Below are 25,046 nucleotides of genomic sequence, written 5' to 3'. Positions count from 1 at the left end.
TTGAACTCCTTCTATGTATGATGGTTTATTCTATCATTTTTTTTCAAGAAGAACCGCATGATTTGATTTTTTTCATTTGATTAGATAACAATTGTTGCTAATCGATGAAAAGTGGGAAAGAGGCAAAAGAAAAAACGACCATTTGATCGTTTTTTCGATAAAGTCGATTGTTAGCATAAATACCGTTCTGGTCGTTCTGTCTGTCCTAATAAGTAATCGACAGAAACATTATAAAGGGAAGCTGCGTGTAGCAGCGTCAATACATCGGGTAAGCAATCGCCTGCTTCGTATAAGGTGTAATCGGGGTAAGACACATCGAGATGCTGGCATACTTCTTTTGGGCTCAATCCGCGTTCTTCTCTTAAAAACTTGAAGCGGCAACGCAAGGTGTCTAATAAAAAAGCTTCTTCTAATGTCACTTTGCGGTCCTCCTTAAAAAAATTGCGCTTCCCTTCGCACTGTTCTCTTTTTATTGTACCAACAAAAGCAAAATATGCGAAGTAATTCACATGAAGGTCGAACGGTTTTTGTTAAAAAGCGAAACAAATGACTTGCTCTGAGACGCGTTTCATACAGTATGCTTGATTTATAAAAAGGAAGGCGGGATGAAAAAATGAATACATACATGAAGAAAAATGGTGCGGAATGTTGTTATGTAACGTTGGCTTTTGATGGACAACAACTGGTATTGACGAAGCCAAAAGGGTTCTTTCAAGAACGATTAGTAGAAATTCCTGTGGATGAGATCAGTCACTTGACGTGTGATGAACACTTCGGGTCTCAGCGGATCGGATTTATTCATCACAATGATTACTATGAATTTTATACATGTGGGTTAAGTGTGATAGACTATATGAAAGAACAATTATTCGTTTAAGGAGCAGTGAGTCATGGCAAACATTCGGGATATTGCACGCTTGACCGGTTATTCGGTCTCCACAGTTTCACGAGTCATTAACAACAATCCGTATGTCAGTGAAGAAAAGCGTCGCAAGATTCTGGCTGTCATGAAAGAGGTCAACTATATTCCAAATTACACGGCACGAGCGTTGAGTGTTGGTAAAACCAAAAATATCGGTGTGATCCTGCCGTTTGTCAATCATCCCTATTTTGATCGATTATTGAGCGGCATCACAACAGCAGCGTTTGCTCGGGGCTATAAGGTGACGCTTTTAGCCACGAACTATGATCCGCAAGTAGAGGAAGCGTATTTGCAAGAATTTGCGGCGAAAAGCTTTGATGCCTTGATCATTGCCTCGCGGGCGAATCCGATCGAAACCTTATTGCCTTATCGTTCTTACGGTCGCATCGTCTTTTGTGAGAATATCTCGTATTTGACTGACGGTTGCACCTATATTGATCGAGAGGAATCGATCAAAGAAGTCTTTACGTATTTTAAGGAACAAGGTATCCAGAAAATTGGCGTGACATTGGGACGCAGCCGCAAGCTCAGCAGCAATTCAAAAATCACGGTCCGTTTGGCTCATGACTATTTTTCGACTTTTTCCGAAGACTTGATCTTTTGGGATTGTTTGACGGAAGAAGATGGCAAAGAAGCAGCTGCTTATTTTGCAGATAAAGGGGTCGAAGCGATTTTCACCAATGGGGATCATGTTGCTGCTGGGATCCAGTCGCAGGCGCCGGGAGAATGGCTTGTGATTGGACGGGACAATTTATACATCAGCGAGCTGCTGCAGCTTTCAACGATCGATCATCACTTGCAAGCTTGCGGGGAGACTGCCGTCCAATTGGCGATAATGGAAAAAAGCGGCAACTATCGCATGCCCTATGAGTTCATCAAACGATAGCATAGACGAAACGATGCGCAAACAAAGCCCCTGAACGGGCAGTGCTTGCGCATCTTTTTTTTAATGGGATTCGGTGTAATGGTCAATGATCTGTTTCAACAGCTGGGCGCTGCCGACGCCCGCTTTTTGATCGTAATAGGCGGTAAAACGCTCGTCTTGAACGTACATTTCCCCTAAAGATCGGTGATATTTTGCTGAGTAAAAGGGTGCTGCTTGTTTGAGCCATGCTTGATGTGCAGCAAAAGCCATTTGGGCTTTGTCAGAAGGGATTCGTTTCCCTTCCTTTTCAGTCAATAGCTCTTTTAACAGCTGCAATAAGCGGTTTTCGTTGTCGGTCAGTGCTTGATAATCGACTTGGGTCATCTGCTGCCACTTTTGGTTGCTTTTTTCGATGATCTCCTCACCGTAGGTTTCTCGTAACTCGGCACCGTAGTTTGCTTCGTTTTCACGAATTTTTTGTTCCTTAAAATAACTGAATTTCTCTTGATCGGTCATCGTCTTTTCTCCTTCATAATAATCAATTGTTTGCGCTAAGGTGGTCAAAAGACTGTCCAGGGCTGCTCGCTCTTGTAAAAGCTGTTGGTAATGCTGCAACAAGACCGTTTGGATCGATGCTTGCGGCTCATCCAAGATCCCGCGGATCGTTTCTAATGACAGCCCAAAAGACTTAAAATACAAAATCTGCTGTAGGCGATCGACTTCCTGTCTCCCGTAGATACGGTAACCAGCTGAGTTGGTGCGTTGCGGTTGTAACAACTTGATCTGATCATAATACCGCAGGGTACGGCTGCTGACTCCTGACAGTTTGGCTAAGGCACTGATCGTATATTCCATCGGCTTTTCCCTCCTTACACCTGTATCCTAAAGGTTGACGTAACGACAAAGTCAAGAAAATTTTTTTGCGTTTTTTAAAATGTGCTATAATTATAACAAAGAAAGGAAGATAAGATGCAAATAGTTTTTTCTGATATTGATGGGACGTTTCAAGAAATGGGGCACCCGATTCATGAGATCAATAAAGAAGCCATCCGTTGTTTGCAAGCCCAAGGGGATCACTTTGTGTTTGTCACAGGGCGAGGATTTGAGCTTGTTCAAGATATGATGGCGGAAGAAGGCCTTTCCTGCGATGTGATTTTCGGAAACGGCGCCGGTCTGATGATAAAAGGAGAAGCGCCTGTTTTGACGCATACCTTACCCTATAAGACATTGGCACAAGTGATTGGTATCTTAGAGACAGAAGCGGTTTTTTATTTCTTACATACTGACCATGGCATCATTTCCCCACAAGCGCATTTGTATGAAGCGCAATTTCAAGAAAGCCGTAAGCAGTTACTCGCGGAGTTAGGGGAGCGAGGGCAAATCATCGCTGACTACAAATACGAGTTCTTCTACAACGAATGCCTTCATAAAGACGACGTGTTGCAGTTTATGAAGGAACATCCAGAGATAAAGGTCATCAAAATCGAACTGATGGAAGCGTCAGACGAAAAAAGAGAACGGCTGCGGGCGATGATCCAGTCAGAAACGGCAGCGATTTTTCAATCCTTTGTCCAAACACTGGAAATCGTTGATCCATTGGCGACCAAAGGTGCGGCGATCCGTAGCTTTTTAGAAGCTTTTCCCGCTGCCAAAAGCTACGGGATCGGTGATGGTGAAAATGACCTTGCGATGTTTGAAGCGGTGGATGTTTCTTTGGCTGTAGCAAATGCCAGCCCAGCGATCAAAGCAGTTTGTGATCGAACCATTGAGCGCGCGGAAGACGGCGGTGTTGGCCGCTTTATTTTAACAGAATTAGTTTCGAGAGAGGATGTTGTGCATGAAGTTGATTGAAACCCCAGTAAACCAAAATCTAAATATGGAAACTTTTTACCCGAACATCTCCAAGTATCTATTCGACAAAATAGCGATCAAATACTATAAATTGTATTCGCTTGATCGGACGCAGATTCTCTATGTGGATAGTTTTGATACGATTTCTTTAGTATTGATCAACAATAAAAAGAAAATCAGTCGGGAAGAAGTCGATACAGCGATTCATCGTTTGCTGAAGGTCGATCGCAAAGACGTGACCGTCAATATCAATATTCGTAAAGAAATGGAAGCAAGAGGCATCACCTTTTCTAAACCGAGAAAAGATGTCATTCTTGTTCAATTGCCTGTGAAAGAACACTAGTTGAAAGAAGTTGGGACATGCACGTTGCAAGAGCAATCAAACGTTGAACAAAGGGGCGACCTTATACGAGCGCGCAAATAATGCGCAATAAGTAGGAGGCTGACCCATGCTTTGGAGCAATTTGTTCTCAGATGGATTGCCTTGTACTGGCAAAAGCCTAACTTTTTTTTGAAAAAACAAGTTTTTCTGTCTTTTGTGTTTTTTTTGCTATAATGAGAAGAAGTAAGCTAGAGGGAGTAAGAACATGCAGAAATTATTTAAAGATGACAGCTTGACGCTGCACACCGATCTCTACCAAATCAACATGATGCAAACCTATTGGGAGTTAGGCAGAGCCGATCGTAATGCGGTGTTTGAATGCTATTTCCGTGACATGCCTTTTGAAAATGGCTATGCGATCTTTGCCGGTCTGGAACGTTTGATCGATTATTTGAACGATTTATCCTTTTCAGAAACGGATATTGCCTACTTGCGAGAAATCGGCGGCTACCCAGAAGCTTTTTTAGAGTATCTAAAGGAGTTCAAGTTTGCTTGTACCGTTCGTTCAGCGTTAGAAGGCGATTTAGTCTTCAATAATGAACCGATCATTCAAGTAGAAGGGCCGTTAGCACAAGCGCAGCTGATCGAAACAGCGCTACTGAATATGGTCAATTTCCAAACCTTGATCGCCACGAAAGCTGCCCGCATCAAATCTGTGATCGGCACGGATCCCTTGTTGGAATTTGGTTCACGTCGGGCACAAGAATTGGATGCAGCCATTTGGGGGACCCGAGCGGCTTATATTGGCGGAGCGGATGCGACGAGTAATGTGCGGGCAGGGAAGATTTTTGGCATCCCAGCCAGCGGAACCCACGCCCATTCCCTCGTGCAATCCTATGGCAATGACTATGATGCATTTATGGCGTATGCCCAAACCCACAAAGATTGCGTATTCTTAGTCGATACCTATGATACCTTGCGTTTAGGTGTGCCAAATGCGATTCGTGTGGCCAAAGAGATGGGGGATAGGATCAATTTCTTGGGTGTGCGGATCGATAGCGGCGATATGGCCTATATCTCGAAAAAAGTCCGTGAACAGTTGGATGAAGCGGGATTCACGGAAGCCAAAGTCTATGCTTCCAATGATCTAGACGAAAATACGATTCTAAGCTTGAAAATGCAAAAGGCGAAAATCGATGTATGGGGTGTCGGCACCAAGCTGATCACCGCTTACGATCAACCGGCATTAGGTGCGGTTTATAAACTGGTTGCCATCGAAAATGAGCAGGGAGAAATGATCGACACCATCAAATTATCCAGCAATGCCGAAAAGGTTTCGACCCCTGGGAAAAAACAAGTCTGGCGGATCACCCGTAAATCGGACGGCAAATCAGAAGGCGATTATGTCACGCTATGGGAAGAAAATCCGCAAGCAGCAGACGAACTGTTCATGTTCCATCCTGTTCACACTTTTATCAACAAAACAGTGACGAACTTTGATGCGCGACCATTGTTGCAAGATATCTTTGTGGATGGCCAGCAAGTGTATCAAGTACCTGACTTAGAACACGTCAAAGCCTATGCGACGAATTGCTTGGATTCCCTTTGGGATGAGTACAAACGTGATTTGAATCCACAGAAATACCCAGTCGATCTCTCGCAAGAATGCTGGGATCATAAAATGCGCACGATTGAAAAAGTACGCAAACAAACCAATGGCGCGATTTTATAATCCGCAACTGCGCTGGTCCTAGGATCAGTCAGCTGCTTCAAAAAATAAGAGGAGGCGTTTCTATGACCATGCAACAAGAAATTATCAAAGAATTAGGAGTCTTACCGACCATCGACCCGAAAGAAGAAGTTCGTAAGAGTATTGATTTTTTAAAGGCGTATCTGCAAAAGAATTCGTTCTTGCATACGTTTGTCTTGGGGATCAGTGGTGGGCAAGATTCGACATTAGCTGGCCGGATCGCGCAATTGACGATGGAGGAAATGCGCAGTGAAACCGGGAATCCCAACTATCAGTTCATAGGGGTACGCTTACCTTATGGGGAACAAGCAGATGAAGAAGATGCCAAAAAAGCCATTGAATTTATCAAACCAGATATTGAGCTGCGGGTAAACATCAAAGACGCCGTCGATGCCCAAGTGCAAGCGGTGGAAGAAGCAGGCTTAGCGGTTTCTGACTTTAATAAAGGCAATATCAAAGCCCGTCAACGGATGATTACGCAATATGCCATTGCGGGTGAAAAAGCAGGAGCTGTTCTGGGTACGGATCACGCTGCTGAAAATATCACCGGCTTCTTTACGAAATACGGCGATGGCGGTGCCGATATCTTACCACTGTTTCGTTTAAACAAACGCCAAGGCCGCCAACTCTTGCAATACTTAGGCGCACCAGAAGCATTGTATACCAAAGTCCCGACTGCGGACTTGGAAGACGGCAAACCTTTAGTTGCAGATGAAGCAGCTTTAGGAGTGACCTACAACGACATCGATGACTATTTAGAAGGCAAGGAAATTGCGGCTGAAGCCCAACAAACCATTGAAAACTGGTGGAACAAAACGCAACACAAACGCCACTTGCCAGTCACGATTTTTGATGATTTTTGGAAATAAACAAAACCAGTGATTGAGTTCCATTCGGATAGAAAGAAGAGTCTAGGGGCAAGAAACCTTAGACTCTTTTTTATGAGGGTTGCTTTCTTTAAAAATAACAAAAGCTTCTTACCTCGGCTTTACTTTCTTGCCTTGAAAGCATAAAATACGAGGGTACCTAGAATGTGTAGAAAAGGAGGAATGTTCCTTCGTGAAAATAAATAGCCATCCTTATCTGAAGATCGCATTAAAAGGCATCGCCATCGTCCTGTTGATCATTTTCAGTAATTTATATTTGCAATGGTGTCAAAACAATCTTTCCGTTGAATTAGCCTTGAAATTTGCCTTTTCGTGGCATACAGCAAAGTTTTTCTTGGCTTGTGGGGTGCTACTGCTGGTGTATGGGGTGTTTGCCAGTTTGGCAGGTTCAGTACTGATCGGGGGCATCTTTTATAGTGTCGTCATCGGAATCTTAGGGTACGCCAACCATACGAAGATGGTCTATCGCCAAGAACCAATCTATCCTGATGATTTAAAGATGGTCACTCAATTCGACCTTCTACGAACCATGATCGGCAATGGCGCGTTTTTCTTAGCCATCCTCTTTGCTCTGGCGGCGATCGGGGCGATCGGCTGGAGTATCTATCGCAGCCGCAAATTAAACCGGCGTTTACAAGTAATGCGAGGGGCAGTGCTGGTCGTATGCTCGCTGGGCTTAGTCTATGTTTCACACTTCAACGACAGCAACAACCTTCTACGCAAAGCCTACAATCAGACGGCGCTCTGGATTCCGTATTCACAAAAAATGAACTACTACAATACGGGATTTATCGGTGGGTTTTTGTACAACCTGCGGGTAGATGCCATGACGAAGCCTGAGGGGTATTCAAAAGAAGCGATCCAAGCGATTGCGGACACCTACAATGCACAGGCTGCGGAGAAAAATCAAGACCGTGAAAGTGAAGCACCAAATATCGTCTATGTGATGAGCGAGAGTTTTTCCGACCCGAGCCATTTAAATGGCTTATCGATCACCGGCGATCCGTTGAAAGACTATTACCACGTCGCCGATCAAACCATCAGTGGAAAAATGCTTTCGCAAAATTATGGAGGCGGTACGGCAAACATCGAGTTTGAAGCGTTGACTGGTTTTGCCATGGGCCTATTGAATCCACAGATGACAACGCCTTACACGATGCTAGTGCCGAAATTGACGCAACTGCCATCCTTGGTTTCTTTCTTGGAACAATCAGGGTATACGGCAGCGGCGATCCATCCTTACGATACATCGATGTACAAACGCAAGGATGTCTATGGGGTGATGGGGTTTGAACAGTTTATCGATCAAGATACGATGACCTATACCGACAAAATCGAAAATAATCCTTATATCTCTGATGAGGCGGCCTACAAAGAAGTGCTGGCTTTGTTGGAAAACGATCAGCAACCGCAATTTGTCCATTTAGTGACGATGCAGACCCATATGCCTTATGCTGGCAAATACGATACGTTGAATTACCAAGCGAGCGGTCCTGGCAATATGGCTTCTTTGGAAAACTACCTACAGGATATCTCTTATAGCAGTACAGCGTTGAAAAACTTTGTGGCTGAATTAGAGCAGCTGGATCGGCGAACGCTGGTCGTCTTTTGGGGAGATCATTTACCAGGCATTTATGCCGATGAGATCAAGGATCAAAATGAAACGGCTGCCCTGCATGAAACCGAATTTTTGATGGTTGATTCGCAAGGGAATTTTGCGCCAGAAGATGTACCAGTAACAAGTCCTTTTTATTTTGCGCCGAACCTATTAGAAGCCAGTGATCAACCAACCAGCGGGTTTTACCAGTTGTTGTTGGCCTTGCAAGATGAGTTGCCGGCTTTTGAACTGGGTCAATATTATCAAGAGGGACAATGGCAGACGACTCTTGCGTTGGATCAAGAAGCCCAAGAAATCTATGATGCCTACAATTTGATCCAATATGATGTGCTACAAGGAGAGCAATACAGTTTAACGACTGGTTTGTTTGACTAAATGAAACATAAAATAGCGCCTTATCCTGTGACTGACACTGGGATAAGGCGCTTTTGTTTGTGTGAAGTTATAATTCCTGCCATTTACGATTTTGATCAAAATCATTGGCGGCGGCGTAGGCGTCTTGAACGATCGTTTCAGGGTAGCCCATGACTTTTAAGAGGGCGATCGCGTTGCGGCTCAAGGCAGGACCGGATTTGACCTTATAATCAAAGGAAATGCCGTCATCTTCCGTGACTTGTTCAGAAAAATGAATGTTGCGGCAATCATTTTTCAAAATTTCAGTCAGCTCAATATCATGGGTAGCGACAAAGGCCAATGATGGGTAGGCTCGCAACCAATGGATGATGCTGGCAGAAGAAGCGATTCGTTCCACCGTATTGGTTCCTTTTAAAATCTCATCAACAAAACAGTAGCAGCGCTGTTTCGTGGCAACGGTATCTAGCAGGCGTTTGATGGATTTGATCTCCGCCACGAAATAGCTGTCGCCTTCAAATAGATCATCTTCGACAGCCATCGAGGTAATGACGTGACCAGGAACCATCGTAAAGGTTTCAGCTACTGCTGTCTGGATGGTTTGTGCCAAAATACAGTTGATGGCGACACTTTTGACATATGTCGATTTGCCTGAGGCATTGGAGCCAGTTACAAGGGTATTGTGGTTCCAAGTGACATCATTCATGACTGCTTCACTCAGAAGGGGATGATACGTACCCGTTGCTTCTACACCTCCGCTTGTTTGGAAGGTCGGTAGGCAAGTGATGGGCATATACGTGCGAAAATTTAAAATGGCGGCTGCGACTTCCAATTTCCCCAATAAATTCCAGAGGTCGATGGCTGCTTGTTGGTGTTTGGCCAGAGTAGTGGTGACCGTTTGGTAGGAAATAAACGGCAGCATAAAAATGATATTGATGTATTCAAACAACATGTCTCCTTCGCTGCCGTTTTTGGCACGAAATGAGAAAGCGAAACGAGTGATCTTCTTTAATGGTGACAAAGATTGTTTGAGCTCATCTTGGAGGGGCGTGTTGATTTTAGCGATCTGACTGCCACAGGCAATCGTTTGAACCAAATAGCGCATGCTGTTCAGTTCTGTTTCCAGCTTGGCTTTTTTGATGGAGTAATAGATCGTATTGAAAACGACACTAATCAACGTCAACAGGAGGCCTTGGACAATCCCCAGCAGGAGCAGCAAGATGCCGACTAATGGCAGCACACCTAAAAAGACAAAGAACGGCAGAGAACCGATCGATTGCGCCGCTTCATTGGCCAAGTAGGCTTTCGAAAAATTATCATCTTGTTTTCCTAAACGAGCAAATGTATATTGGGATTGTTCGCGTGCGGCACTGTCAGCAGCAAAAAAGTCGATCAATTTGGTCAGCTGTTTGTCCGGCTTAAAGTGGAAATTGCGTAATTGCTGGTACAACGCTTCTGAACCAACACTGGAAAACGTCAGATTAATGGACTCAAACAACGAAAAGCCATCCAAGTCATACCAAGTGATGTCATCGACCTCGCTATCAAAATCGTGAAACTTCTTCTCAGTCAGCCAAGCTTTTTTCAAACTCGCTTCTTTATCAAAGCGGGGCTGACGGGGAAGTTTTCCCCAAGCAAGCCGAACGTAACGACGTACTTTGTATCGATTCCAGATATCTAGTGCGGTCAAGATGAGAATGCTGGCGAGTATGATCAAAATGACCATCGTTTGTGGTTCCATATGCAAAAGTCCTCCTAATGGCTAATGAATGCTGGCTAAAGCTAAGTGTTGCTGTGGGCAGGATCGATTTCTTTTAAACAAGCATAGATCCGTTCAATATCTTGGGTCGTGCCTCGCAGCTCGAAATCCGCTAAGAACGGAATCGAAAATTGTTCCGCATATTGCTTTGCGGTCAAGCAATATTGATAATTAAAGTTTTTGTTGCCGCTGCCGATCACGCCTAAGCAAAGAGCGGCGTTGTTTTCATAGTCAATGTATTCCCGCATGGTTTCTGTGAGGATCTCCTGATCGCCGTTATCGACGCCGTTTCCACCTTCTAAATAGGTAGGGACAAAAACCACATAAGGTTCGTCTTCTTGTTCAAAGACACTATTGTCATGAATTTCTTTGGCTTCCCAAGTGCTCGGTGTGTCTTGCTGATCTGCATAGGCCAACAAGCGGTTGACGAATGCACGGGTATTTCCAGAGATTGAAATATAAAGTAGTTTCATTTTTTCATCACCTTCCGCTTTCTAGTATAACAGAAACCATTTATGAAAAGAGGAGAACTTCGGCAGTCTTTTCTAGTAAAATGCAGCCAAAGGCTTTAAACTGAGAGAGGAGTCCAATACAAAGGAGTGGCAATAATGTTTTCAAAAATGCATCATGTGGCGATCATCGCTAGTAATTACCAACAGACCAAAGAGTTTTATGTAGAAAAATTAGGCTTTGAAGTGATTCGTGAACATGCGCGCCCAGAAAAGAAAGATGTAAAAATCGACTTGCGCTTTGGGGAATCAGAAATAGAACTGTTTGTGGTGGAAAACCCACCAGCAAGACCAAGTTTTCCCGAAGCAGCCGGCTTGCGACATTTGGCCTTTGCGGTGGAAAATATTGAAGCAGTCGTAGCGGAGTTAGCCACTAAAGGGATTGTGTGCGAACCGATTCGTTTTGATACCTTCACCAATAAGAAGATGACCTTTTTCCAAGATCCAGACGGCTTGCCGTTGGAATTACATGAATAAACAAGGAAGACTTTGTGTTGATCCTTTGTCGATTCAACTTGGTTTTTCTTGAGAGAATTGTTATTCTATGTATAGAAGCAAGGAGGAAAAAACGTGATAAGATTTGCAAAAGAAGAAGATCGTTTTGTCATGGCTGAACTCGTTTTAGTCATTTTAAAGGACATGGAATTGCCGTTTGTCAAAGAGATCGGAGAAGCCAAGACCTTAGAGATCTTGGCAGATGCCATGCTAGAACCCGATTATCGTTACGGCTTTCGCCGTGCGCTAGTCAATGAGATCGACGGAGAAGTTGCTGGCGTCGCCTTTGGATATCCAGACAAAGAAGAGGCGACGATCGATCAGCCTCTAGATAAAGTGCTGGAACAGTACGGTTTGAGTAAAGACATGAAGCTGTTTATCGATGAAGAGACTTTACCAAATGAATGGTACTTAGATACCATCTGTGTGGCTGAGAAATTTCGGGGCAAAGGCGTCGGCTCAGCCTTGTTAGAAGCATTGCCGAAAATTGCTTCTAGAGATGGTTATGAGGTGATCGGCTTGAGTGTTGACCGAGCAAATCCCCATGCGAAGCGGCTCTATGAAAAGCACGGATTTGAAGTCGTGGCCCAAAGAGAGATCAGTGGCCATCTTTACGACCATATGCAAAAAAGAACCAGCTGATTTTTCAGCTGGTTCCATTTGTTAGTCGAAGCTCAAGAGGATGGTCTTTTTTGCGGTGCCGATTGTACAGCCAGTAATCCATGACGGCCGCAATACAGATGCAGACCGGCGCATCCCGGTCATCGACAACATCCAGTACATAATAATCCCCCGTCAACAAGGTCGCTTTGTCCATCTCCATAATCTTTTTATTGAAATGATGGATCCCATAGCGATGATTATAGATATCGCCGTGGACCGCCCAGTGAAGCTGCTGGATATAGTAGAAATCACCTGGCCAGTTAAAGATTTTTTGCAGTGTACCGACTTTCTCAAAGTCTTTGTAGATCTCAAAGCGTGTACCAAAAGTAAAGCTGATTTGTTTGATACTAGCGACCATTTGCCCATTTAAACGGTAAAGGGAGAGGGCATCGCCCTTGGTTCCCCAACGTCCCACCATCAAAAATAGTGATTTGCCTGTTTCATCTTTGACAATGGTTCGTGTGACTCTGCTAAGTTGCCTATCTTGGATGAAAAATTCTGACATACTTACGCCTCCTCATGTATCCCCAAAAAGCTGCGTGGTTTAAAGATTTTCATCAATTGCCCGAACGATTGCTTTGCCGACACCAGCCTCAATATTGGTGTCCGTCAAATACTTCGCGACTTCTTTTACCTCTAACTCGCCATTTCCCATTGCAAAACTAACGCCTGCCAGTTGCAGCATACTTACATCATTTAAGTTGTCACCGATCGTCATCACTTCCGCCAGTGAGATCATCCGATCTTTGGCGACATGTGCCACTGCGATTCCTTTTTGCGCGTTTCGGTGGTTGATCTCAATATTGTTTTGTCCAGAAGAAGTCACCACTAGATCGCCGTACCCATCGATGATTTTCGTGATAGGACCCAATACCCGGGCACCGTCTTGGTGGAAGCAGATCACTTTCAAAAATTCTAATTCTTCGATCGAAAACAACTCACTGAAATCATCGACATAATTGATCGGTAAAAATTCTAAACGGGCTGCTGTCATAGCAATCGCCATCTTATGGGTTAAATGGGGCATTGCTTCTGCCGTATGGATCGCAAAATTTTCGATCCGACGTGTCTGACTTTCCGAATAGATCCCATTGCTCGTTGAGATCTCAAAATAGATGTCGTTTTCTTTTAGTAGGTCGATCAACGAACGAGTTTGTTCATGGCTGATCGGCACAGTAAATAATGAATTACCCGTTTCGTCATAGACTTGGGCCCCATTCAAAGTGATCATTGCACAGTCGATTCCGGCTTCTTGCAGCGGTGGCAATGCCTCTTTACGGTTACGGCCAGTTGCGACCATAAATTCGATTCCTTTGGATTGGGCATATTTGATTGCTTGGATATTTTCTTCTGAAATCTGCATACTGGCATTTAAAAGCGTACCATCCATATCAGAAGCAATTAATTTGATCATTGTCAGCGTCCTTTCTTAATCGTTTCTACAAATAGTGTACCATAAATCACGGATTTTTTTTCTTTCGAAGAGTAATTCTTGTTTCTAATGGGCGGGATTTGTTATCCTAGAAGAAAACAAAGGAGATTCGCCATGAAACGACTATTGGACAATGATTGGCAAGAGCAATTGCAAGAATCATTTGAGCAACCCTATTACCAACAACTACGGGCTTTCTTGAAACAAGAATATGCCCAGCAAAAGATCCATCCAGCGATGGACCATATTTATGAAGCACTTAAACTGACACCATACCATGACGTAAAAGTTGTCATCTTAGGTCAAGATCCTTATCATGGCCCTCACCAAGCCCACGGACTGTCGTTTTCCGTGCAGCCGGGGGTCAAAATACCGCCTTCCTTACGCAATATTTACAAGGAATTAGCCGATGACTTAGGGATTGCACCTGTGTCCCATGGCTATCTTGTGCCATGGGCGCAGCAAGGGGTCTTATTGTTGAATACCGTATTGACGGTACGTGAGGGACAAGCCTATTCACATCACGGGCATGGCTGGGAGCAGCTGACAGATACGATTATCGAAAAATTGAATCAACGAGAAGAACCGGTCATTTTTGTGCTTTGGGGCAAACCCGCTCAAAAGAAAGCCGCTTTACTAGATACCAGCAAACATATTATTATAACAGCGCCTCATCCAAGTCCGTTGTCGGCACATCGAGGATTCTTTGGTTCAAAGCCTTTTTCTAAGATCAATCAAGCGTTGCTGGCATTAGGGGAAGAACCGATTTCTTGGGCGTTACCGGAAAAAATAACACAGTTGTAAAACTGTGTTATTTAGAACTGATGATTTTGTGAAAAAGGTAACGATATTTAAAATAATCGACTAATACAGGATTTTTATCTGTTCTTTTTTTCGCAGTTATTGTACAATGGAAGGGTATAAAAAAACTGGAGGTCTTTACCCGTGGAATTATTCGAAAGTTTAAAATTTAAAATCGTGCGTCGTCATATCAAAATCGTTTTTCCAGAAGCAACAGATCCTCGTATCTTAGGTGCTGCTAGCCGTCTACGTTCAGAAGAATTGATTGAACCCGTTTTGATCGGTAACCCGGTTGAAATTGAAAAAGCAGCAGAAGCTCGCGGAATCAACGTATCAAACTTTGAAATTTTAGATCCTGAAAATTATGATCGTTGGGATGAAATGGTTGAAGCTTTTGTGGAACGCCGCAACGGCAAAGCAACGAAAGAACAAGCAGAAGAAATCTTAAAAGATGTCAACTATTTCGGTACAATGTTGACTTACATGGGCATTACTGAAGGAATGGTTTCCGGAGCGATCCATTCTACGGGTGATACAGTAAGACCCGCTTTACAAATCATCAAAACAAAACCAGGTGTGAGCCGTACAAGTGGTGCTTTCTTAATGGTTCGTGGTCGTGACCAAGAAAAATACTTGTTCTCAGACTGTGCCATCAATGTAAACCCAAATGCACAAGAACTAGCAGAAATCGCTGTTGACTCAGCGAAAACCGCTGAATTATTTGAAATCGATCCAAAAGTTGCTATGTTAAGCTTCTCAACGAAAGGTTCTGCGAAAGCACCGGAAGTAGATAAAGTCGTTGAAGCAACAAAAATCGCCAAAGAATTGGCACCAGAATATCAAATCGATGGAGAATTGCAATTCGATGCTGCGTATATCTCAGCAGTTGCGCAATTGAAAGCTCCTGAATCTGAAGTAGCAGGTAAAGCAACCGTCTTTGTTTTCCCCGATTTACAATCAGGAAACATTGGCTACAAGATCGCCCAACGTTTCGGTAACTTTGAAGCGATTGGACCAATCTTACAAGGGTTGAACAAACCAATCTCTGATTTGTCCCGTGGTTCAAATGAAGAAGATGTCTACAAATTATCAATCATTACTGCGGCACAAACATTAATGGAAAAATAAGCAGCCAATCGCTGCACTTATGAAAAACTGATCCCTTGAGGGTCAGTTTTTTGTTTTGCTTTTGGAAAGTTGAGGGCAACAAAGCAGGTGGCGTCCATATGAATCAACGATCCAGTGGTCGTCGGGAAATTTTCCTTAAGCTCCTTCTTTACAATTCCTTGAAAAACAAGCTATACTAGCAACTAGTAAATTAGATTGATCAAAGGATGGGGACTATGTTTACCATTAACGACTTAGAAGCAACCGCAGCATTTGCAAAAATCATTGGAGAAGTAGCCGAGCCAGGGGATAATCTGGTATTGACGGGCGATTTGGGTGCTGGCAAAACAACATTGACGAAAGGCATCGCCTTGGGGTTAGGGATCGAGCAACTGATCAAAAGTCCGACCTATACGATCATTCGTGAATATACCAATGGGCGGATGCCCCTGTACCATATGGATGTCTATCGGGTGGAATACGGTGCAGAAGATTTAGGACTGGATGATTATTTCGAAGGGGATGGCTTGTGTGTGATCGAGTGGGGCAATCTCTTAGAAGCCTCCCTGCCAGAGGATTATTTAGAACTGATTTTGGAAAAAGATGATACAGATGAACAAAAACGTCTTGTGAAATGTCATGCATATGGCTCCAAAGCAACCGCCTTTTTGCAACGGATCACAACCAAATGGCAGGCAGCCCATGAGTGAGATCCAATTACAGATCAAAGAAGCCACGGGTGCTGATGCGAAAGCCGTGTTAGCAGTCAGTCAACAGCTAGGAGAAGAAACGGATTTTCTCTTAATGGACGAAAGCGGCTTGGCGTTGCCAGAAGCCCTATTGGCAGAACAGTTGGATGCTATCTATGAACGGGAGGACTATTTGCTGTTGTTGGCATTTGATCAAGAACAATTGATCGCCATGGCATCAGTCAAAGGCAACGAAGAGTGGCAATTAGCCCATGTCGGGGAGATCGGTATCTCGATTTTAAAAGACTATTGGGGCTTGGGTTTAGGTTCGCTCCTGATTGAAGAATTACTGGACTGGGTAGTAGAAGTTGGCGAATTGACCCGCATCGAGTTGACCGTCCAAGCGAGAAATCTACGAGCGATCCATCTGTATCAAAAATTTGGTTTTTTAACAGAAGGCTGCATGAAAGAAGCAGTGCAAACCCGCGAGGGGCAAAAAGTTGACGTCTTGATGATGGCACGTCTTTTTGAATCATAAAAAAGGAGTGAAGGAAATGGAGTTTCGGGAACCGACGATCGCAGACTGCGATCAAATCGAAGCGTATCGGCAAGCGTTTGAGAAGAATCAAGAAGTCATCCACGGTGGGGCAGGACTTGTAGAAAGTCCGACAGCCAAAGACTGGCTAGAGGGATTGGCGGATTTTAAAACAGCAGAAACGGTACCAGAAGGATTCGTCCCCGCCCGTACCTATCTGGCTATCCAAGATCAAAAAGTGGTCGGTCTCTTGAATCTGCGTCTGACACTTAATGCGTATTTGCGCCAAATTGGCGGACACATCGGGTATTCGGTGCACCCAGACCATCGAAAGCAAGGCATCGGCTCGGCAATGCTGGCACAGTCATTGGTAAAGGCCAAACAATTTGGCTTGAAAAACGTGTTAGTAACCTGTGAAGAAGCCAATCGTGCTTCCGCCAAAGTCATTGAAAATAACGGAGGTAAACTAACCGAAAAAGCCATTGATCCTGAAGATGGCGCTGTAATCTGTCATTATTGGATCGATCTAACTTAAAATGATTCCTTCCTTAAATGAAAACGTGCGTCCTAAAGTCTAGCGCAATGCTGACTTTAGGACGCACGTTCTTATTTATTTGACTAAAACCATTTTTTTTAATGGATCGATGCCAAATTCTTCTTCTTGACGCAATAAGATTTGGGCACATGCCCGGCTATCTTCCAAGGCATCATGGTGGTTTAGTAAAGGAATCTGCAATTGCTCACAAACCGTATTTAATTTGTGGTTCGTAAATTCTGGATACAGTTTGCGGCTTGTTCGTACCGTGCACAAGGAAAGATAGTTTGGTTGTGACAACCCATAATAGTCAAGACACCCCGCCAAAACGCCGGTATCAAAACCAGCATTATGCGCAACAATCAGACTGTTTAATTGATAATATTGTTGGATTTGTTTCCATACGTCAGGAAACTTAGGCGCTTCTTGCACATCTTCTGGACGAATGCCATGAATTTGAATGTTTTTCCAAAAAAATTCCGTTTCCGGTTGGATCAATGTGTAATATTCGCCCACGATTTTGCTATCTTGTACCATGACTAGTGCAAGGGAACAGGCACTATGCTTTTGATAATTTGCTGTTTCAAAGTCCATTGCGATAAAATTCATCAGACTCACCTCATTGCCATTCTAGCACAAAATCAAAGAATGAAAAGCGAACAAACGTTAAGAAAAACTGAAGTTTTCTTACGGTTATTTGAGATCCAGTTCCACCGGGCAATGGTCACTGCCGATGATATCTGTATGGATCTTGGCATCTAGCAAGCGCTCATTTAAGTTATCCGAAACGACAAAGTAATCGATGCGCCAGCCGGCATTGTTTTTGCGAGCGTTGAAACGGTAGCTCCACCAAGAATAAATGCCTTCTGCATCTGGATAGAAATAACGGAACGTATCGGTAAAGCCAGCAGCCAAAAGAGTCGAAAACTTTTCCCGTTCTTCAGGTGTAAACCCAGCACTTTTTTGATTGGTTTTCCAGTTTTTGATATCGATATTTTTATGGGCAACATTCAAATCACCACAGAGAATCACTGACTTTTGTTGTTTCAATTCAGTCAAGTAAGCCAAAAAGGCATCTTCCCAAGTCATGCGATAATCCAAGCGGCGCAATTCATTTTGGGAATTTGGTGTGTAGCAAGTAATCAAGAAAAATTCAGGATACTCCAGCGTGATGACGCGACCTTCCGTATCATGTTCTTCGATCCCTAATCCATAACGGACAGATAGCGCAGGTTCTTTTGCGAAAATCGCCGTGCCAGAATAGCCTTTCTTCTCCGCATAATTCCAGTATTGATGATAGCCTGGTAAATCCAATTCAATCTGACCTTCTTGCAGCTTTGTTTCTTGTAAACAAAAGAAATCAGCATCGAGGGCTTCAAACACTTCAGAAAAATTTTTTTTAACGATGGCCCGTAAACCATTGACATTCCAAGAAATAAATTTCATTGAGACTCCTCCTTATTTTCCACTACGCCTCCCATTTTACCTAAAAAAGCCAGAAGCGCAAAGCAAGTGAGCGGAATAAGGAAAACAAGGAGGAAGAATGAGGATTAAATTTGGATGCTAGAGAAAATTCGTTTGTGGTACGAAAAAGGATTAATAAATCCTTACTTTTCCTTACGTTTTATGTTACAATCGTTTTGAAAAGGGGGCAGTTCACATGACGATCAAAGCGCAAGTTTCAGCGAAAATGACTTCGAAAAATCAAATAACTATTCCAAAAAGTGTGCGGCAAAAGTTAGGCTTAAAAGAGAATCAGCGGGTAATTTTTGAATTTACTCCAGAAGGCGAGATCAAGGTAACAGGCGAAAAAGCAGCACCTTCCTTTGAAGATTTTTGGAAACAAGAATTAGCGATCGTAGAAGAAACGGGGAAATTTGATACAGGTGAGATGTTTTTTGGAGAAGATTTAGGTGAGGAGAATATTGAATGGTAAGACAAGGAGATATTCTTTTTATTGACTTAAATCCCACCAAAGGAAATGAAATGGCAAAAAAAAGACCGTGTGTGGTGGTTAGTAATGATTATTATAACAAGAGTTTCAATACCGTCTTAGTGATGCCAATCAGTAGCTCAAAAAAATATGTAGAAGAAAAATTCGCTCGATCGAATGCGTTTCAAACAGTTACCGAAACACAAAAGAGTAAAGTTCAAGGGACGATTCTTTGTCAGCATATTCGCAGTGTGGACCTCTTGCATCACAGCAACTTAGAAGTAGTCGATAAAGTCACTACGGAGATGAAAGAACGATTATCTGAAATAACAAAACACTTTTTTTGAAGCTTACTCTTTATTAATCAGGTCATTCGATTATTAAGCTTTTCTTTGATTCACCAGAGGTAGCAACTTTTCCTTGAACATGCTAAAATAAGTGAGATGTTTATTGTGAAAGGAAACCTTCTCGTGAATAAAGACTTGATGATTGCGCAATTCCCTGAAATTGCCTTATTAAAAGATGAACCCTTATTGAACTATACGTATACAAAAACTGGTGGACCGGCAGACATTTTGGCTTTTCCCAAAACAGCAGAAGAGGCTAAACAGCTGCTTGATTATTGCCGAGAACAAGCGATTCCTTGGATCGTCTTAGGAAACGCCAGCAACTTGATCGTCCGTGATGGTGGTATTCGCGGCGTGGTGATCATGCTGTCGGAAATGAACCAAATCGTGGTAGACGGCACTTCTTTGATCGTCGATGCTGGAGCAAAGTTGATCGATACCACCTATGTCGCTTTGCATGAATCCTTGACTGGTTTTGAATTTGCCTGCGGGATTCCTGGCAGTGTCGGCGGTGCCGTCTTTATGAATGCTGGCGCTTATGATGGCGAGATCCAAGATGTCTTTGCGTCCTGCGACGTTTTGCTGGCTGATGGTCAAATCGTGACATATACCAAGGAAGAAATGGAATTTGCTTATCGGCATAGCAAATTGCAAGAGCAAAAGATGATCATTTTGAGCAGTCGCTTTGATCTAGCAAAAGGCGATCAAGAGCAAATCAAAAAGCGAATGGATGAACTGACAGAATTGCGGCAATTGAAGCAACCGCTAGAATACCCCTCTTGTGGGAGTGTCTTCAAACGCCCAGTCGGTCATTTTACCGGCAAGCTGATCCAAGATGCAGGCTTACAAGGATTGAAATGGGGCGGTGCCCAAATTTCGGAAAAACATGCGGGCTTTATCGTGAATGTCGATCAAGCAACAGCCACGGATTACGTTGAACTGATCGCTCATATCCAACAAGTCATCAAAGAAACTTTTGATGTCACCTTAGAAACAGAAGTCCGAATCATCGGCGAAGAATAGATTAGCGAAAAGATTGTCCCGCGGGGCAATCTTTTTTTCATGAGAGCTAATAAAAAGAGCTTATGATTGTAAGCTTTCGCAGTCTTCGGTACAATAAACGAAAAGGAGTGAGCAGGATGAAAAAGTGGGGATGCGTCATTTTGTTTGTTGGGTTCGCCTTTCTTTTCGGTGGTTGTACGAAATTACCGCAAGAACAGTTTGCCGAACAGTTAACGAATCAGCAAGCAACGAATGCTGGTGAATTCCAAGCGACGATCGATACCTTTGAGATAGGCAACAGCAGCGAATACGGTCAAGAAGCCGATAGGTATGCCTCTATGTTGATGTCACAGTTAGTCGGCTCGTCATTTAAAGGGGACTTCGTCCAAGACAAGGAAACCAAAGCGATTTTACTCAATCTGGCAGTCGCTTATGGGGGGCAGGAGCTGCCGATCAAGCTGATCGTCGATCCTGAAAAACAAGAAGCGTATGTGTCAGCTGAAATCTATGAAACACTGCAAGGGTATATCAGCGCATTTGGTAGTGACAGTTATGGGACAAAACCAGACGCTGCGGAATATGAAGGCAAATACCTGCGCATCGATCAAGAAACCTTAGATTCTTACTTTGGCGAAGGAACTTTTGCAGAGGACGGCGAGGGGACGACCGAAGCAGAAAAAGCGCCTGAAAACCTCTTTACCATGAACAGTCTTTTTCATAATGAGACATTTGCAGACTATTTGAAAACCTTCGAACCGGATGCTTTCAAAAGAGATGGAGATACGATCAGCCATACGTTTACCAAAGAAGAATTGGCAGATTATGCAACCTATGCCCAAGAACACGGTGCCGATCAAAAGCAAGTCGCCGAATTAGAAACGATGCTGGAAGAAGTCGAGCAGTTTGACTTAGCTATGACCGTCAATACGAAAACAAATCAGCAGAAAATGGCTTTTCACTTCGTGCAAGCGGATGAGCTGCAAACGACTATCGGAGCTACGGTGACTTTTACAGGAAAGAAAAGTGATACAGCCGTTGCGATCCCCACAGCGGAAGAATTGATTGACCCAGAAGAATTGTTTTCTCCCTATGATTATGGCTGGGATGACAGCTATGACGATGGGTATGAGAATGATTATGATGATGAGTACTGGGATAGCTATGATGAAGCCGATGATTGGTCTTCTTATATGCTGACGGATGAGGAGTTCGAGGAACTGCTACTGCAAATCAAGCAAGAGCTGCCTTATTTGACCCAAGCAGATATCGATGATTATCTGACATTTTATGAAGAGTATTTGACCCAAGAGCAGTATCAAGAGCTTGTCGAAGCACTCCAGATGACACAAAGTTTATGAGTCACTCAAAAGGGAAGCGACCGCCTAAGTTAGCCAAAAAGCTAACTTTAGGCGGTCGCTATTTTTTTAGATACGATTTTTTTTGCGGTTCATGACTAAGCGCAAAAGGACGGTTCCAACTGCCATCGTGGCGATTCCCGCTACAATGGCTTCAGGTACACCTTGGGCGAAGATCACACCCAAAATCGCTGCATAAACAGCATTGCCAGCTTTCCCCACAACCTCCGCATATTCTTGCTGGAACAAGAAGTAGATCAAGTTCATTACCAGAATCGTATTCGTCAAACCTCCGGCAACACCAGCAATTAGTAGCGAAAGACTTTGCTGTTTGTTTTTCCAGATTTTTTGACAGCCCTTATAAACAAAGTAAGGAACGACACCAATCAAAATACGGGGAATCAGCGCTACGAGGATCGCTTTCCAACTTCCTTGATCACTCCCATAAATCGGTACGAAAGGAGAGAAGACAAAAGAAAGCGGGGTGATGATCCACGTCGAACGTACCATACTGATGATCCCAAAGGCACCGCCTAAAAAGCCGCCGATCCGAGGGCCCAATACAATGGAAGCAATGATGACAGGAATGTGCATCGTTGTCGCATTGATTGGTCCTAAGGGAATAAATCCAAGAAAGGGTACCGATGCTAAAAGAATCAAGATTCCTAAAAAGAAAGCTGTTAAGACAAGTTCAAAAGTTGATATTTTTTTCATTGTTAGACACTCCGTACTTCCAAAGCAGTCAATGCTTTTTCGAGAATCGTTTCTGTTGCTGCTAATGCGCCTCTGCCGAAATCACCGCAAGCCAGTAACGCTTCACGGGGTTCAATCTCTTGGAAGCCGACTTCTTTCAAAATCCCCAAATTTCTTTGAACAATCGGGTTTTCGTACATGACGGTATTCATGGCTGGTGCAATCAAGCGGGGCACGGATAACGGCAACGCTAAGGCAACTGTTGAGATCAAATCATCGGCTAACCCATGCGCCAGCTTGCCAATACTGTTAGCACTGGCTGGGGCGAGCAAGAAAAGATCGGCTTGTTTGGCTAGTTCAATATGATTGATCCGATCTGGTTGGCGCTCTTGCATAACATCCACATGGATCGGGCGTTTGGATAATGACTGTAACGTCAAAGGCGTAATAAATTGTGTGCTATTTTGAGTCATTAAGACATCCACTGCATAGCCCTTTTTGGTTAATTCATTGGTCAGGTCGGCTGCTTTGTATGCAGAGATACTGCCGCTGACGCCAAGCAGAACGTGTTTTTGTTTCATGATTCTTTCTCCTTTTCTAAAAAAACATCTAGCTAAGCACGCAGGTCATTGCGTAATGTGTCAACGATCAAGGTTGCGATCTCAGCTTTTGTGCGACCAGTCCCGATTTGTCCTTCTTGTGTCAAAAGGTGGCCAACATGCTGATTTCCTGAAATTTGCGTCAAGTCGTTGGCCAACACATAATCCGCTTGGCTAGCCAGCAAACTTTTTCGTGCGACAGCGAACAACTCGTCTTCCGCTACGGCTACTAATAATTTGAATCCGACTAATAAGGTTGTCGGCTGTAATGCTTTGATGGTTTGGATCACTTTCGGGGTTTTCTTCAACACTAAAAACAAATGATCCGTATTGGAAGAAACTTTGCCTGCCGTTGCTTCAGATTGTGCGAGCACGTGTGCCATCAATGCCGGAGTGACCTGGTTGTCATAAGTCGGTAGGGCATCGTTGATTGCTTCATAAAAGGCTGCTTCTGAAAAATGAGCAGCAGGGGTAAAATCACTAACTGCCATACTGTGGATCACGGCAGCATACGAATGGGTCGTCAATAAATCGGTCAATTGCCCCAACAAGTCCGTGGTCCCTTCAATGAAATGACAGGTAACTCGTGGATCGGTAGGCGGTTGCTTGGCAGTTTTCGTCGTAACGTAATCGATGGTCACCTCAGGGTACCGCAGCCATTCATTGGCAATCGCTTGACCAAGTGAACCCGTGGAATGATTCGTGATTGCACGGACATCATCGATTTTTTCGGAAGTACCGCCAGCCGTAATCAAAATTCTCATTGCCCTTGTGACACCTCAACGATCGTCCGTCCTTGGTGCGTGCCAGCTAATAAAGCTGCCAACGTTTCTGGTAAGTCTTCCAAAGTGATGGCTTTCGTGTAAAGCTGATCGATCACATTCCACTCACCCGCTAATTTCTCCCATAATGCCGTGCGGATCTCATGGGAAACATTGACTGAATCGATCCCAATTACGCGAATCCCACGCAAAATAAAGGGTAAGACAGTCGTTTCGATTTTGATCCCACCAGCATTGCCGCATAAGAAGGCACCGCCCCCATAAGCGATTTGCGGAAGCACTGCCGCAAGCAATGGACCGCCAACAGTATCGATGACCGCTGCAAACGATTGTTTTGCTAATGGTTTGACCTTTTCGGGTACCACTTCATCCGGACGGATGATTTTTGCTGCGCCTAGGTCTAACAACCATTGCGCATCGGTTTTACGAGATAGCGCCACTATATTTGTATAGCCCAGTTTTTTCAATAAGGCAATGCTGACACTGCCGACGCCACCGCTCGCACCTGTCACCAAAATCGCAGCGTCTTTTGCTAAGTGCAGCTGCTCTAATTCTTGCACCGCTAAAGCTGCTGTGAACCCAGCCGTGCCATAGGTCATACTGTCTTTCGCTGAAAAACCAGCAGAACGTTTTACGAGCCACTCGGCCGGGACCTGTTGAAATTGACTGTAACCGCCTGGGTGAGAAACCCCTAAGCCATAGCCAGTCACTAAAACTTGATCGCCTGGGGCAAAATCAGCAGACTGACTGTCCACGACTTCCCCTGCTAAATCGATTCCCGGCGTCATCGGATACGTGCGAATCACGCCGCCATTTTCATTTGCTGCCAAGGCATCTTTGTAATTAACATCTGAGTAATCAACACGGACAAGCACATCGCCTGCTGGCAGCTCGTCAAGGGTTGCAGTTGTGAGTGAAGCAGTAAAATTTGGTTCATTCATGACACGAAAGGTAGAGAAATTCGTCATTTCAGACACTCCTTTGATGGTTTGTACTCATAATACCATAAGTTTTATTTTTTTAACCAGTGAAGCAAGAAAAGGCAGGGCTTCTTATCAAAAAATCAGTAAAAACAGATCATTATTAAATCTACCTTTTCTTCGTTAAAATAGAAGATGTTCTTTTAAACCTGTGAAAAGCGAAAATGACGGGACCGCCAATCGTTTCCTTTATAGCACAAGCATTTAGCATCACTCCTTTTTTTGATTAGGGAGAAAAGAATTCAAAGAAATGAAGAAAAAAGG

30 protein-coding genes are annotated in these 25,046 nt (G+C 43.8%); 18 read left to right on the top strand and 12 right to left on the bottom strand.

Going from position 1 to position 25,046, the window contains the following annotated elements; translation table 11 throughout:
- Window positions 1–170 precede the first annotated feature (170 nt).
- Window positions 171–419: a helix-turn-helix domain-containing protein gene (locus IGK85_RS12820; protein WP_008380673.1), complete on the bottom strand. Its 249-nt coding sequence runs from the start codon at window positions 417–419 to the stop codon at window positions 171–173.
- Between the two features lie 194 nt (window positions 420–613).
- On the opposite strand from IGK85_RS12820, the gene IGK85_RS12815 reads away from it, so the two are divergent.
- Window positions 614–877 carry a hypothetical protein gene (locus IGK85_RS12815; protein WP_005228502.1) on the top strand — a complete coding sequence of 88 codons (264 nt, stop codon included), beginning with the start codon at window positions 614–616 and terminating at the stop codon, window positions 875–877.
- 13 nt (window positions 878–890) lie between these two features.
- Window positions 891–1,808, top strand: coding sequence for a LacI family DNA-binding transcriptional regulator (locus tag IGK85_RS12810; protein ID WP_008380675.1), 918 nt, complete (start codon window positions 891–893; stop codon window positions 1,806–1,808).
- A gap of 60 nt (window positions 1,809–1,868) precedes the next feature.
- Here the strand turns inward: IGK85_RS12810 and IGK85_RS12805 are convergent, their stop codons facing one another.
- Window positions 1,869–2,642 carry a MerR family transcriptional regulator gene (locus IGK85_RS12805; RefSeq protein WP_008380678.1) on the bottom strand — a complete coding sequence of 258 codons (774 nt, stop codon included), beginning with the start codon at window positions 2,640–2,642 and terminating at the stop codon, window positions 1,869–1,871.
- Window positions 2,643–2,756: 114 nt separating this feature from the next.
- Between IGK85_RS12805 and IGK85_RS12800 the strand changes: the two genes are divergently transcribed.
- The 5 genes from IGK85_RS12800 (at window position 2,757) to IGK85_RS12780 (ending at window position 8,590) form a co-directional block, all read left to right on the top strand.
- Window positions 2,757–3,638 (top strand): HAD-IIB family hydrolase, encoded by an 882-nt coding sequence (locus IGK85_RS12800; RefSeq protein WP_005234118.1) that lies wholly within the window; start codon window positions 2,757–2,759, stop codon window positions 3,636–3,638.
- Entirely contained in the window at window positions 3,625–3,981 is a 357-nt protein-coding gene (locus IGK85_RS12795; protein ID WP_008380681.1) for a DUF1827 family protein, read from the top strand. Before IGK85_RS12800 ends, IGK85_RS12795 begins: the two co-directional genes overlap by 14 nt.
- A gap of 244 nt (window positions 3,982–4,225) precedes the next feature.
- Window positions 4,226–5,692, top strand: coding sequence for a nicotinate phosphoribosyltransferase (locus tag IGK85_RS12790; RefSeq protein ID WP_008380683.1), 1,467 nt, complete (start codon window positions 4,226–4,228; stop codon window positions 5,690–5,692).
- A gap of 62 nt (window positions 5,693–5,754) precedes the next feature.
- Window positions 5,755–6,579, top strand: coding sequence for an ammonia-dependent NAD(+) synthetase (nadE, locus tag IGK85_RS12785; RefSeq protein ID WP_008380685.1), 825 nt, complete (start codon window positions 5,755–5,757; stop codon window positions 6,577–6,579).
- Between the two features lie 190 nt (window positions 6,580–6,769).
- Window positions 6,770–8,590 carry an LTA synthase family protein gene (locus tag IGK85_RS12780; protein ID WP_008380687.1) on the top strand — a complete coding sequence of 607 codons (1,821 nt, stop codon included), beginning with the start codon at window positions 6,770–6,772 and terminating at the stop codon, window positions 8,588–8,590.
- 67 nt (window positions 8,591–8,657) lie between these two features.
- Here the strand turns inward: IGK85_RS12780 and IGK85_RS12775 are convergent, their stop codons facing one another.
- Both IGK85_RS12775 and nrdI read right to left on the bottom strand, forming a co-directional pair.
- The gene (locus IGK85_RS12775) at window positions 8,658–10,307 is read right to left on the bottom strand and encodes a MutS-related protein (RefSeq protein WP_008380690.1); all 1,650 of its coding nucleotides are present in this window, start codon (window positions 10,305–10,307) and stop codon (window positions 8,658–8,660) included.
- Between the two features lie 41 nt (window positions 10,308–10,348).
- A complete protein-coding gene (gene nrdI, locus IGK85_RS12770) occupies window positions 10,349–10,798 on the bottom strand; it encodes a class Ib ribonucleoside-diphosphate reductase assembly flavoprotein NrdI (RefSeq protein WP_005228511.1) in 450 nt (149 codons plus the stop codon).
- A gap of 135 nt (window positions 10,799–10,933) precedes the next feature.
- Here nrdI and gloA2 point away from each other — a divergent pair, with 135 nt between their 5' ends.
- A complete protein-coding gene (gene gloA2 / locus IGK85_RS12765; RefSeq protein WP_005234127.1) occupies window positions 10,934–11,311 on the top strand; it encodes an SMU1112c/YaeR family gloxylase I-like metalloprotein in 378 nt (125 codons plus the stop codon).
- 93 nt (window positions 11,312–11,404) lie between these two features.
- Window positions 11,405–11,971, top strand: coding sequence for a GNAT family N-acetyltransferase (locus IGK85_RS12760; protein WP_005234129.1), 567 nt, complete (start codon window positions 11,405–11,407; stop codon window positions 11,969–11,971).
- A gap of 4 nt (window positions 11,972–11,975) precedes the next feature.
- Here the strand turns inward: IGK85_RS12760 and IGK85_RS12755 are convergent, their stop codons facing one another.
- Both IGK85_RS12755 and IGK85_RS12750 read right to left on the bottom strand, forming a co-directional pair.
- Window positions 11,976–12,497: an LURP-one-related/scramblase family protein gene (locus tag IGK85_RS12755; protein ID WP_005228514.1), complete on the bottom strand. Its 522-nt coding sequence runs from the start codon at window positions 12,495–12,497 to the stop codon at window positions 11,976–11,978.
- A gap of 39 nt (window positions 12,498–12,536) precedes the next feature.
- Window positions 12,537–13,406 (bottom strand): Cof-type HAD-IIB family hydrolase, encoded by an 870-nt coding sequence (locus IGK85_RS12750; RefSeq protein WP_005234136.1) that lies wholly within the window; start codon window positions 13,404–13,406, stop codon window positions 12,537–12,539.
- Between the two features lie 132 nt (window positions 13,407–13,538).
- Here IGK85_RS12750 and IGK85_RS12745 point away from each other — a divergent pair, with 132 nt between their 5' ends.
- The 5 genes from IGK85_RS12745 (at window position 13,539) to IGK85_RS12725 (ending at window position 17,091) form a co-directional block, all read left to right on the top strand.
- Window positions 13,539–14,228: a uracil-DNA glycosylase gene (locus IGK85_RS12745; protein WP_008380697.1), complete on the top strand. Its 690-nt coding sequence runs from the start codon at window positions 13,539–13,541 to the stop codon at window positions 14,226–14,228.
- A gap of 141 nt (window positions 14,229–14,369) precedes the next feature.
- Window positions 14,370–15,353: a phosphate acetyltransferase gene (gene pta / locus IGK85_RS12740; RefSeq protein WP_008380699.1), complete on the top strand. Its 984-nt coding sequence runs from the start codon at window positions 14,370–14,372 to the stop codon at window positions 15,351–15,353.
- 215 nt (window positions 15,354–15,568) lie between these two features.
- Window positions 15,569–16,042, top strand: a complete 474-nt coding sequence (tsaE, locus tag IGK85_RS12735; RefSeq protein ID WP_008380702.1) for a tRNA (adenosine(37)-N6)-threonylcarbamoyltransferase complex ATPase subunit type 1 TsaE — start codon at window positions 15,569–15,571, stop codon at window positions 16,040–16,042.
- A complete protein-coding gene (locus tag IGK85_RS12730) occupies window positions 16,035–16,559 on the top strand; it encodes a GNAT family N-acetyltransferase (RefSeq protein WP_008380704.1) in 525 nt (174 codons plus the stop codon). Before tsaE ends, IGK85_RS12730 begins: the two co-directional genes overlap by 8 nt.
- A gap of 16 nt (window positions 16,560–16,575) precedes the next feature.
- The gene (locus IGK85_RS12725) at window positions 16,576–17,091 is read left to right on the top strand and encodes a GNAT family N-acetyltransferase (RefSeq protein ID WP_008380705.1); all 516 of its coding nucleotides are present in this window, start codon (window positions 16,576–16,578) and stop codon (window positions 17,089–17,091) included.
- A gap of 75 nt (window positions 17,092–17,166) precedes the next feature.
- Here IGK85_RS12725 and IGK85_RS12720 read toward each other — a convergent pair whose 3' ends face one another.
- Together IGK85_RS12720 and IGK85_RS12715 are read right to left on the bottom strand one after the other, a co-directional pair.
- The gene (locus IGK85_RS12720) at window positions 17,167–17,700 is read right to left on the bottom strand and encodes a 3'-5' exonuclease (RefSeq protein WP_005234143.1); all 534 of its coding nucleotides are present in this window, start codon (window positions 17,698–17,700) and stop codon (window positions 17,167–17,169) included.
- An 84-nt stretch (window positions 17,701–17,784) separates the two neighbouring features.
- Window positions 17,785–18,537: an exodeoxyribonuclease III gene (locus tag IGK85_RS12715; protein WP_008380708.1), complete on the bottom strand. Its 753-nt coding sequence runs from the start codon at window positions 18,535–18,537 to the stop codon at window positions 17,785–17,787.
- A 214-nt stretch (window positions 18,538–18,751) separates the two neighbouring features.
- Between IGK85_RS12715 and IGK85_RS12710 the strand changes: the two genes are divergently transcribed.
- From IGK85_RS12710 to IGK85_RS12695, 4 genes are all read left to right on the top strand, one after another.
- Window positions 18,752–19,027, top strand: a complete 276-nt coding sequence (locus tag IGK85_RS12710; protein WP_005234145.1) for an AbrB/MazE/SpoVT family DNA-binding domain-containing protein — start codon at window positions 18,752–18,754, stop codon at window positions 19,025–19,027.
- On the top strand, window positions 19,021–19,371 hold the full coding sequence (locus IGK85_RS12705) for a type II toxin-antitoxin system PemK/MazF family toxin (RefSeq protein WP_008380710.1): 351 nt from the start codon (window positions 19,021–19,023) through the stop codon (window positions 19,369–19,371). Before IGK85_RS12710 ends, IGK85_RS12705 begins: the two co-directional genes overlap by 7 nt.
- Before the next feature lie 138 nt (window positions 19,372–19,509).
- Window positions 19,510–20,394 carry a UDP-N-acetylmuramate dehydrogenase gene (murB, locus tag IGK85_RS12700; protein ID WP_375137363.1) on the top strand — a complete coding sequence of 295 codons (885 nt, stop codon included), beginning with the start codon at window positions 19,510–19,512 and terminating at the stop codon, window positions 20,392–20,394.
- Window positions 20,395–20,510: 116 nt separating this feature from the next.
- A complete protein-coding gene (locus IGK85_RS12695) occupies window positions 20,511–21,731 on the top strand; it encodes a hypothetical protein (RefSeq protein ID WP_008380714.1) in 1,221 nt (406 codons plus the stop codon).
- Window positions 21,732–21,797: 66 nt separating this feature from the next.
- Here IGK85_RS12695 and IGK85_RS12690 read toward each other — a convergent pair whose 3' ends face one another.
- Genes IGK85_RS12690 through IGK85_RS12675 form a run of 4 tightly spaced genes read right to left on the bottom strand, consistent with a single transcriptional unit; the run spans window position 21,798 to window position 24,770 of the window.
- The gene (locus tag IGK85_RS12690) at window positions 21,798–22,442 is read right to left on the bottom strand and encodes an ECF transporter S component (RefSeq protein WP_005228527.1); all 645 of its coding nucleotides are present in this window, start codon (window positions 22,440–22,442) and stop codon (window positions 21,798–21,800) included.
- Between the two features lie 2 nt (window positions 22,443–22,444).
- Complete coding sequence (gene coaC / locus IGK85_RS12685; protein ID WP_008380717.1) at window positions 22,445–23,002, bottom strand: phosphopantothenoylcysteine decarboxylase; 558 nt, start codon at window positions 23,000–23,002, stop codon at window positions 22,445–22,447.
- A gap of 32 nt (window positions 23,003–23,034) precedes the next feature.
- Window positions 23,035–23,784 (bottom strand): phosphopantothenate--cysteine ligase, encoded by a 750-nt coding sequence (coaB, locus tag IGK85_RS12680; RefSeq protein ID WP_008380720.1) that lies wholly within the window; start codon window positions 23,782–23,784, stop codon window positions 23,035–23,037.
- The gene (locus IGK85_RS12675) at window positions 23,781–24,770 is read right to left on the bottom strand and encodes an acryloyl-CoA reductase (protein WP_008380723.1); all 990 of its coding nucleotides are present in this window, start codon (window positions 24,768–24,770) and stop codon (window positions 23,781–23,783) included. The genes coaB and IGK85_RS12675 overlap by 4 nt, the downstream gene beginning before the upstream one ends.
- Window positions 24,771–25,046: the final 276 nt, after the last annotated feature.

The organism is Enterococcus sp. AZ015 (genome assembly GCF_050499225.1).
GTDB classification, from domain to species: Bacteria; Bacillota; Bacilli; order Lactobacillales; family Enterococcaceae; genus Enterococcus_D; species Enterococcus_D entomosocium.
Note: the sequence above shows the minus strand (reverse complement) of the source record. Positions and strands in the feature narration are given on the sequence as shown.

Coding starts and splice junctions, on each gene's coding strand:
- tsaE (WP_008380702.1), top strand. CDS start 15,569: ATGTTTACCATTAACGACTTAGAAGCAACCGCAGCATTTGCAAAAATC.
- IGK85_RS12795 (WP_008380681.1), top strand. CDS start 3,625: ATGAAGTTGATTGAAACCCCAGTAAACCAAAATCTAAATATGGAAACT.
- IGK85_RS12725 (WP_008380705.1), top strand. CDS start 16,576: ATGGAGTTTCGGGAACCGACGATCGCAGACTGCGATCAAATCGAAGCG.
- IGK85_RS12715 (WP_008380708.1), bottom strand. CDS start 18,537: ATGAAATTTATTTCTTGGAATGTCAATGGTTTACGGGCCATCGTTAAA.
- IGK85_RS12775 (WP_008380690.1), bottom strand. CDS start 10,307: ATGGAACCACAAACGATGGTCATTTTGATCATACTCGCCAGCATTCTC.
- murB (WP_375137363.1), top strand. CDS start 19,510: ATGATTGCGCAATTCCCTGAAATTGCCTTATTAAAAGATGAACCCTTA.
- IGK85_RS12695 (WP_008380714.1), top strand. CDS start 20,511: ATGAAAAAGTGGGGATGCGTCATTTTGTTTGTTGGGTTCGCCTTTCTT.
- IGK85_RS12710 (WP_005234145.1), top strand. CDS start 18,752: ATGACGATCAAAGCGCAAGTTTCAGCGAAAATGACTTCGAAAAATCAA.
- IGK85_RS12800 (WP_005234118.1), top strand. CDS start 2,757: ATGCAAATAGTTTTTTCTGATATTGATGGGACGTTTCAAGAAATGGGG.
- IGK85_RS12675 (WP_008380723.1), bottom strand. CDS start 24,770: ATGACGAATTTCTCTACCTTTCGTGTCATGAATGAACCAAATTTTACT.
- IGK85_RS12805 (WP_008380678.1), bottom strand. CDS start 2,642: ATGGAATATACGATCAGTGCCTTAGCCAAACTGTCAGGAGTCAGCAGC.
- IGK85_RS12755 (WP_005228514.1), bottom strand. CDS start 12,497: ATGTCAGAATTTTTCATCCAAGATAGGCAACTTAGCAGAGTCACACGA.
- IGK85_RS12810 (WP_008380675.1), top strand. CDS start 891: ATGGCAAACATTCGGGATATTGCACGCTTGACCGGTTATTCGGTCTCC.
- coaC (WP_008380717.1), bottom strand. CDS start 23,002: ATGAAACAAAAACACGTTCTGCTTGGCGTCAGCGGCAGTATCTCTGCA.
- IGK85_RS12750 (WP_005234136.1), bottom strand. CDS start 13,406: ATGATCAAATTAATTGCTTCTGATATGGATGGTACGCTTTTAAATGCC.
- nadE (WP_008380685.1), top strand. CDS start 5,755: ATGACCATGCAACAAGAAATTATCAAAGAATTAGGAGTCTTACCGACC.
- IGK85_RS12745 (WP_008380697.1), top strand. CDS start 13,539: ATGAAACGACTATTGGACAATGATTGGCAAGAGCAATTGCAAGAATCA.
- IGK85_RS12705 (WP_008380710.1), top strand. CDS start 19,021: ATGGTAAGACAAGGAGATATTCTTTTTATTGACTTAAATCCCACCAAA.
- IGK85_RS12815 (WP_005228502.1), top strand. CDS start 614: ATGAATACATACATGAAGAAAAATGGTGCGGAATGTTGTTATGTAACG.
- IGK85_RS12790 (WP_008380683.1), top strand. CDS start 4,226: ATGCAGAAATTATTTAAAGATGACAGCTTGACGCTGCACACCGATCTC.
- nrdI (WP_005228511.1), bottom strand. CDS start 10,798: ATGAAACTACTTTATATTTCAATCTCTGGAAATACCCGTGCATTCGTC.
- IGK85_RS12720 (WP_005234143.1), bottom strand. CDS start 17,700: ATGAATTTTATCGCAATGGACTTTGAAACAGCAAATTATCAAAAGCAT.
- gloA2 (WP_005234127.1), top strand. CDS start 10,934: ATGTTTTCAAAAATGCATCATGTGGCGATCATCGCTAGTAATTACCAA.
- IGK85_RS12690 (WP_005228527.1), bottom strand. CDS start 22,442: ATGAAAAAAATATCAACTTTTGAACTTGTCTTAACAGCTTTCTTTTTA.
- coaB (WP_008380720.1), bottom strand. CDS start 23,784: ATGAGAATTTTGATTACGGCTGGCGGTACTTCCGAAAAAATCGATGAT.
- IGK85_RS12730 (WP_008380704.1), top strand. CDS start 16,035: ATGAGTGAGATCCAATTACAGATCAAAGAAGCCACGGGTGCTGATGCG.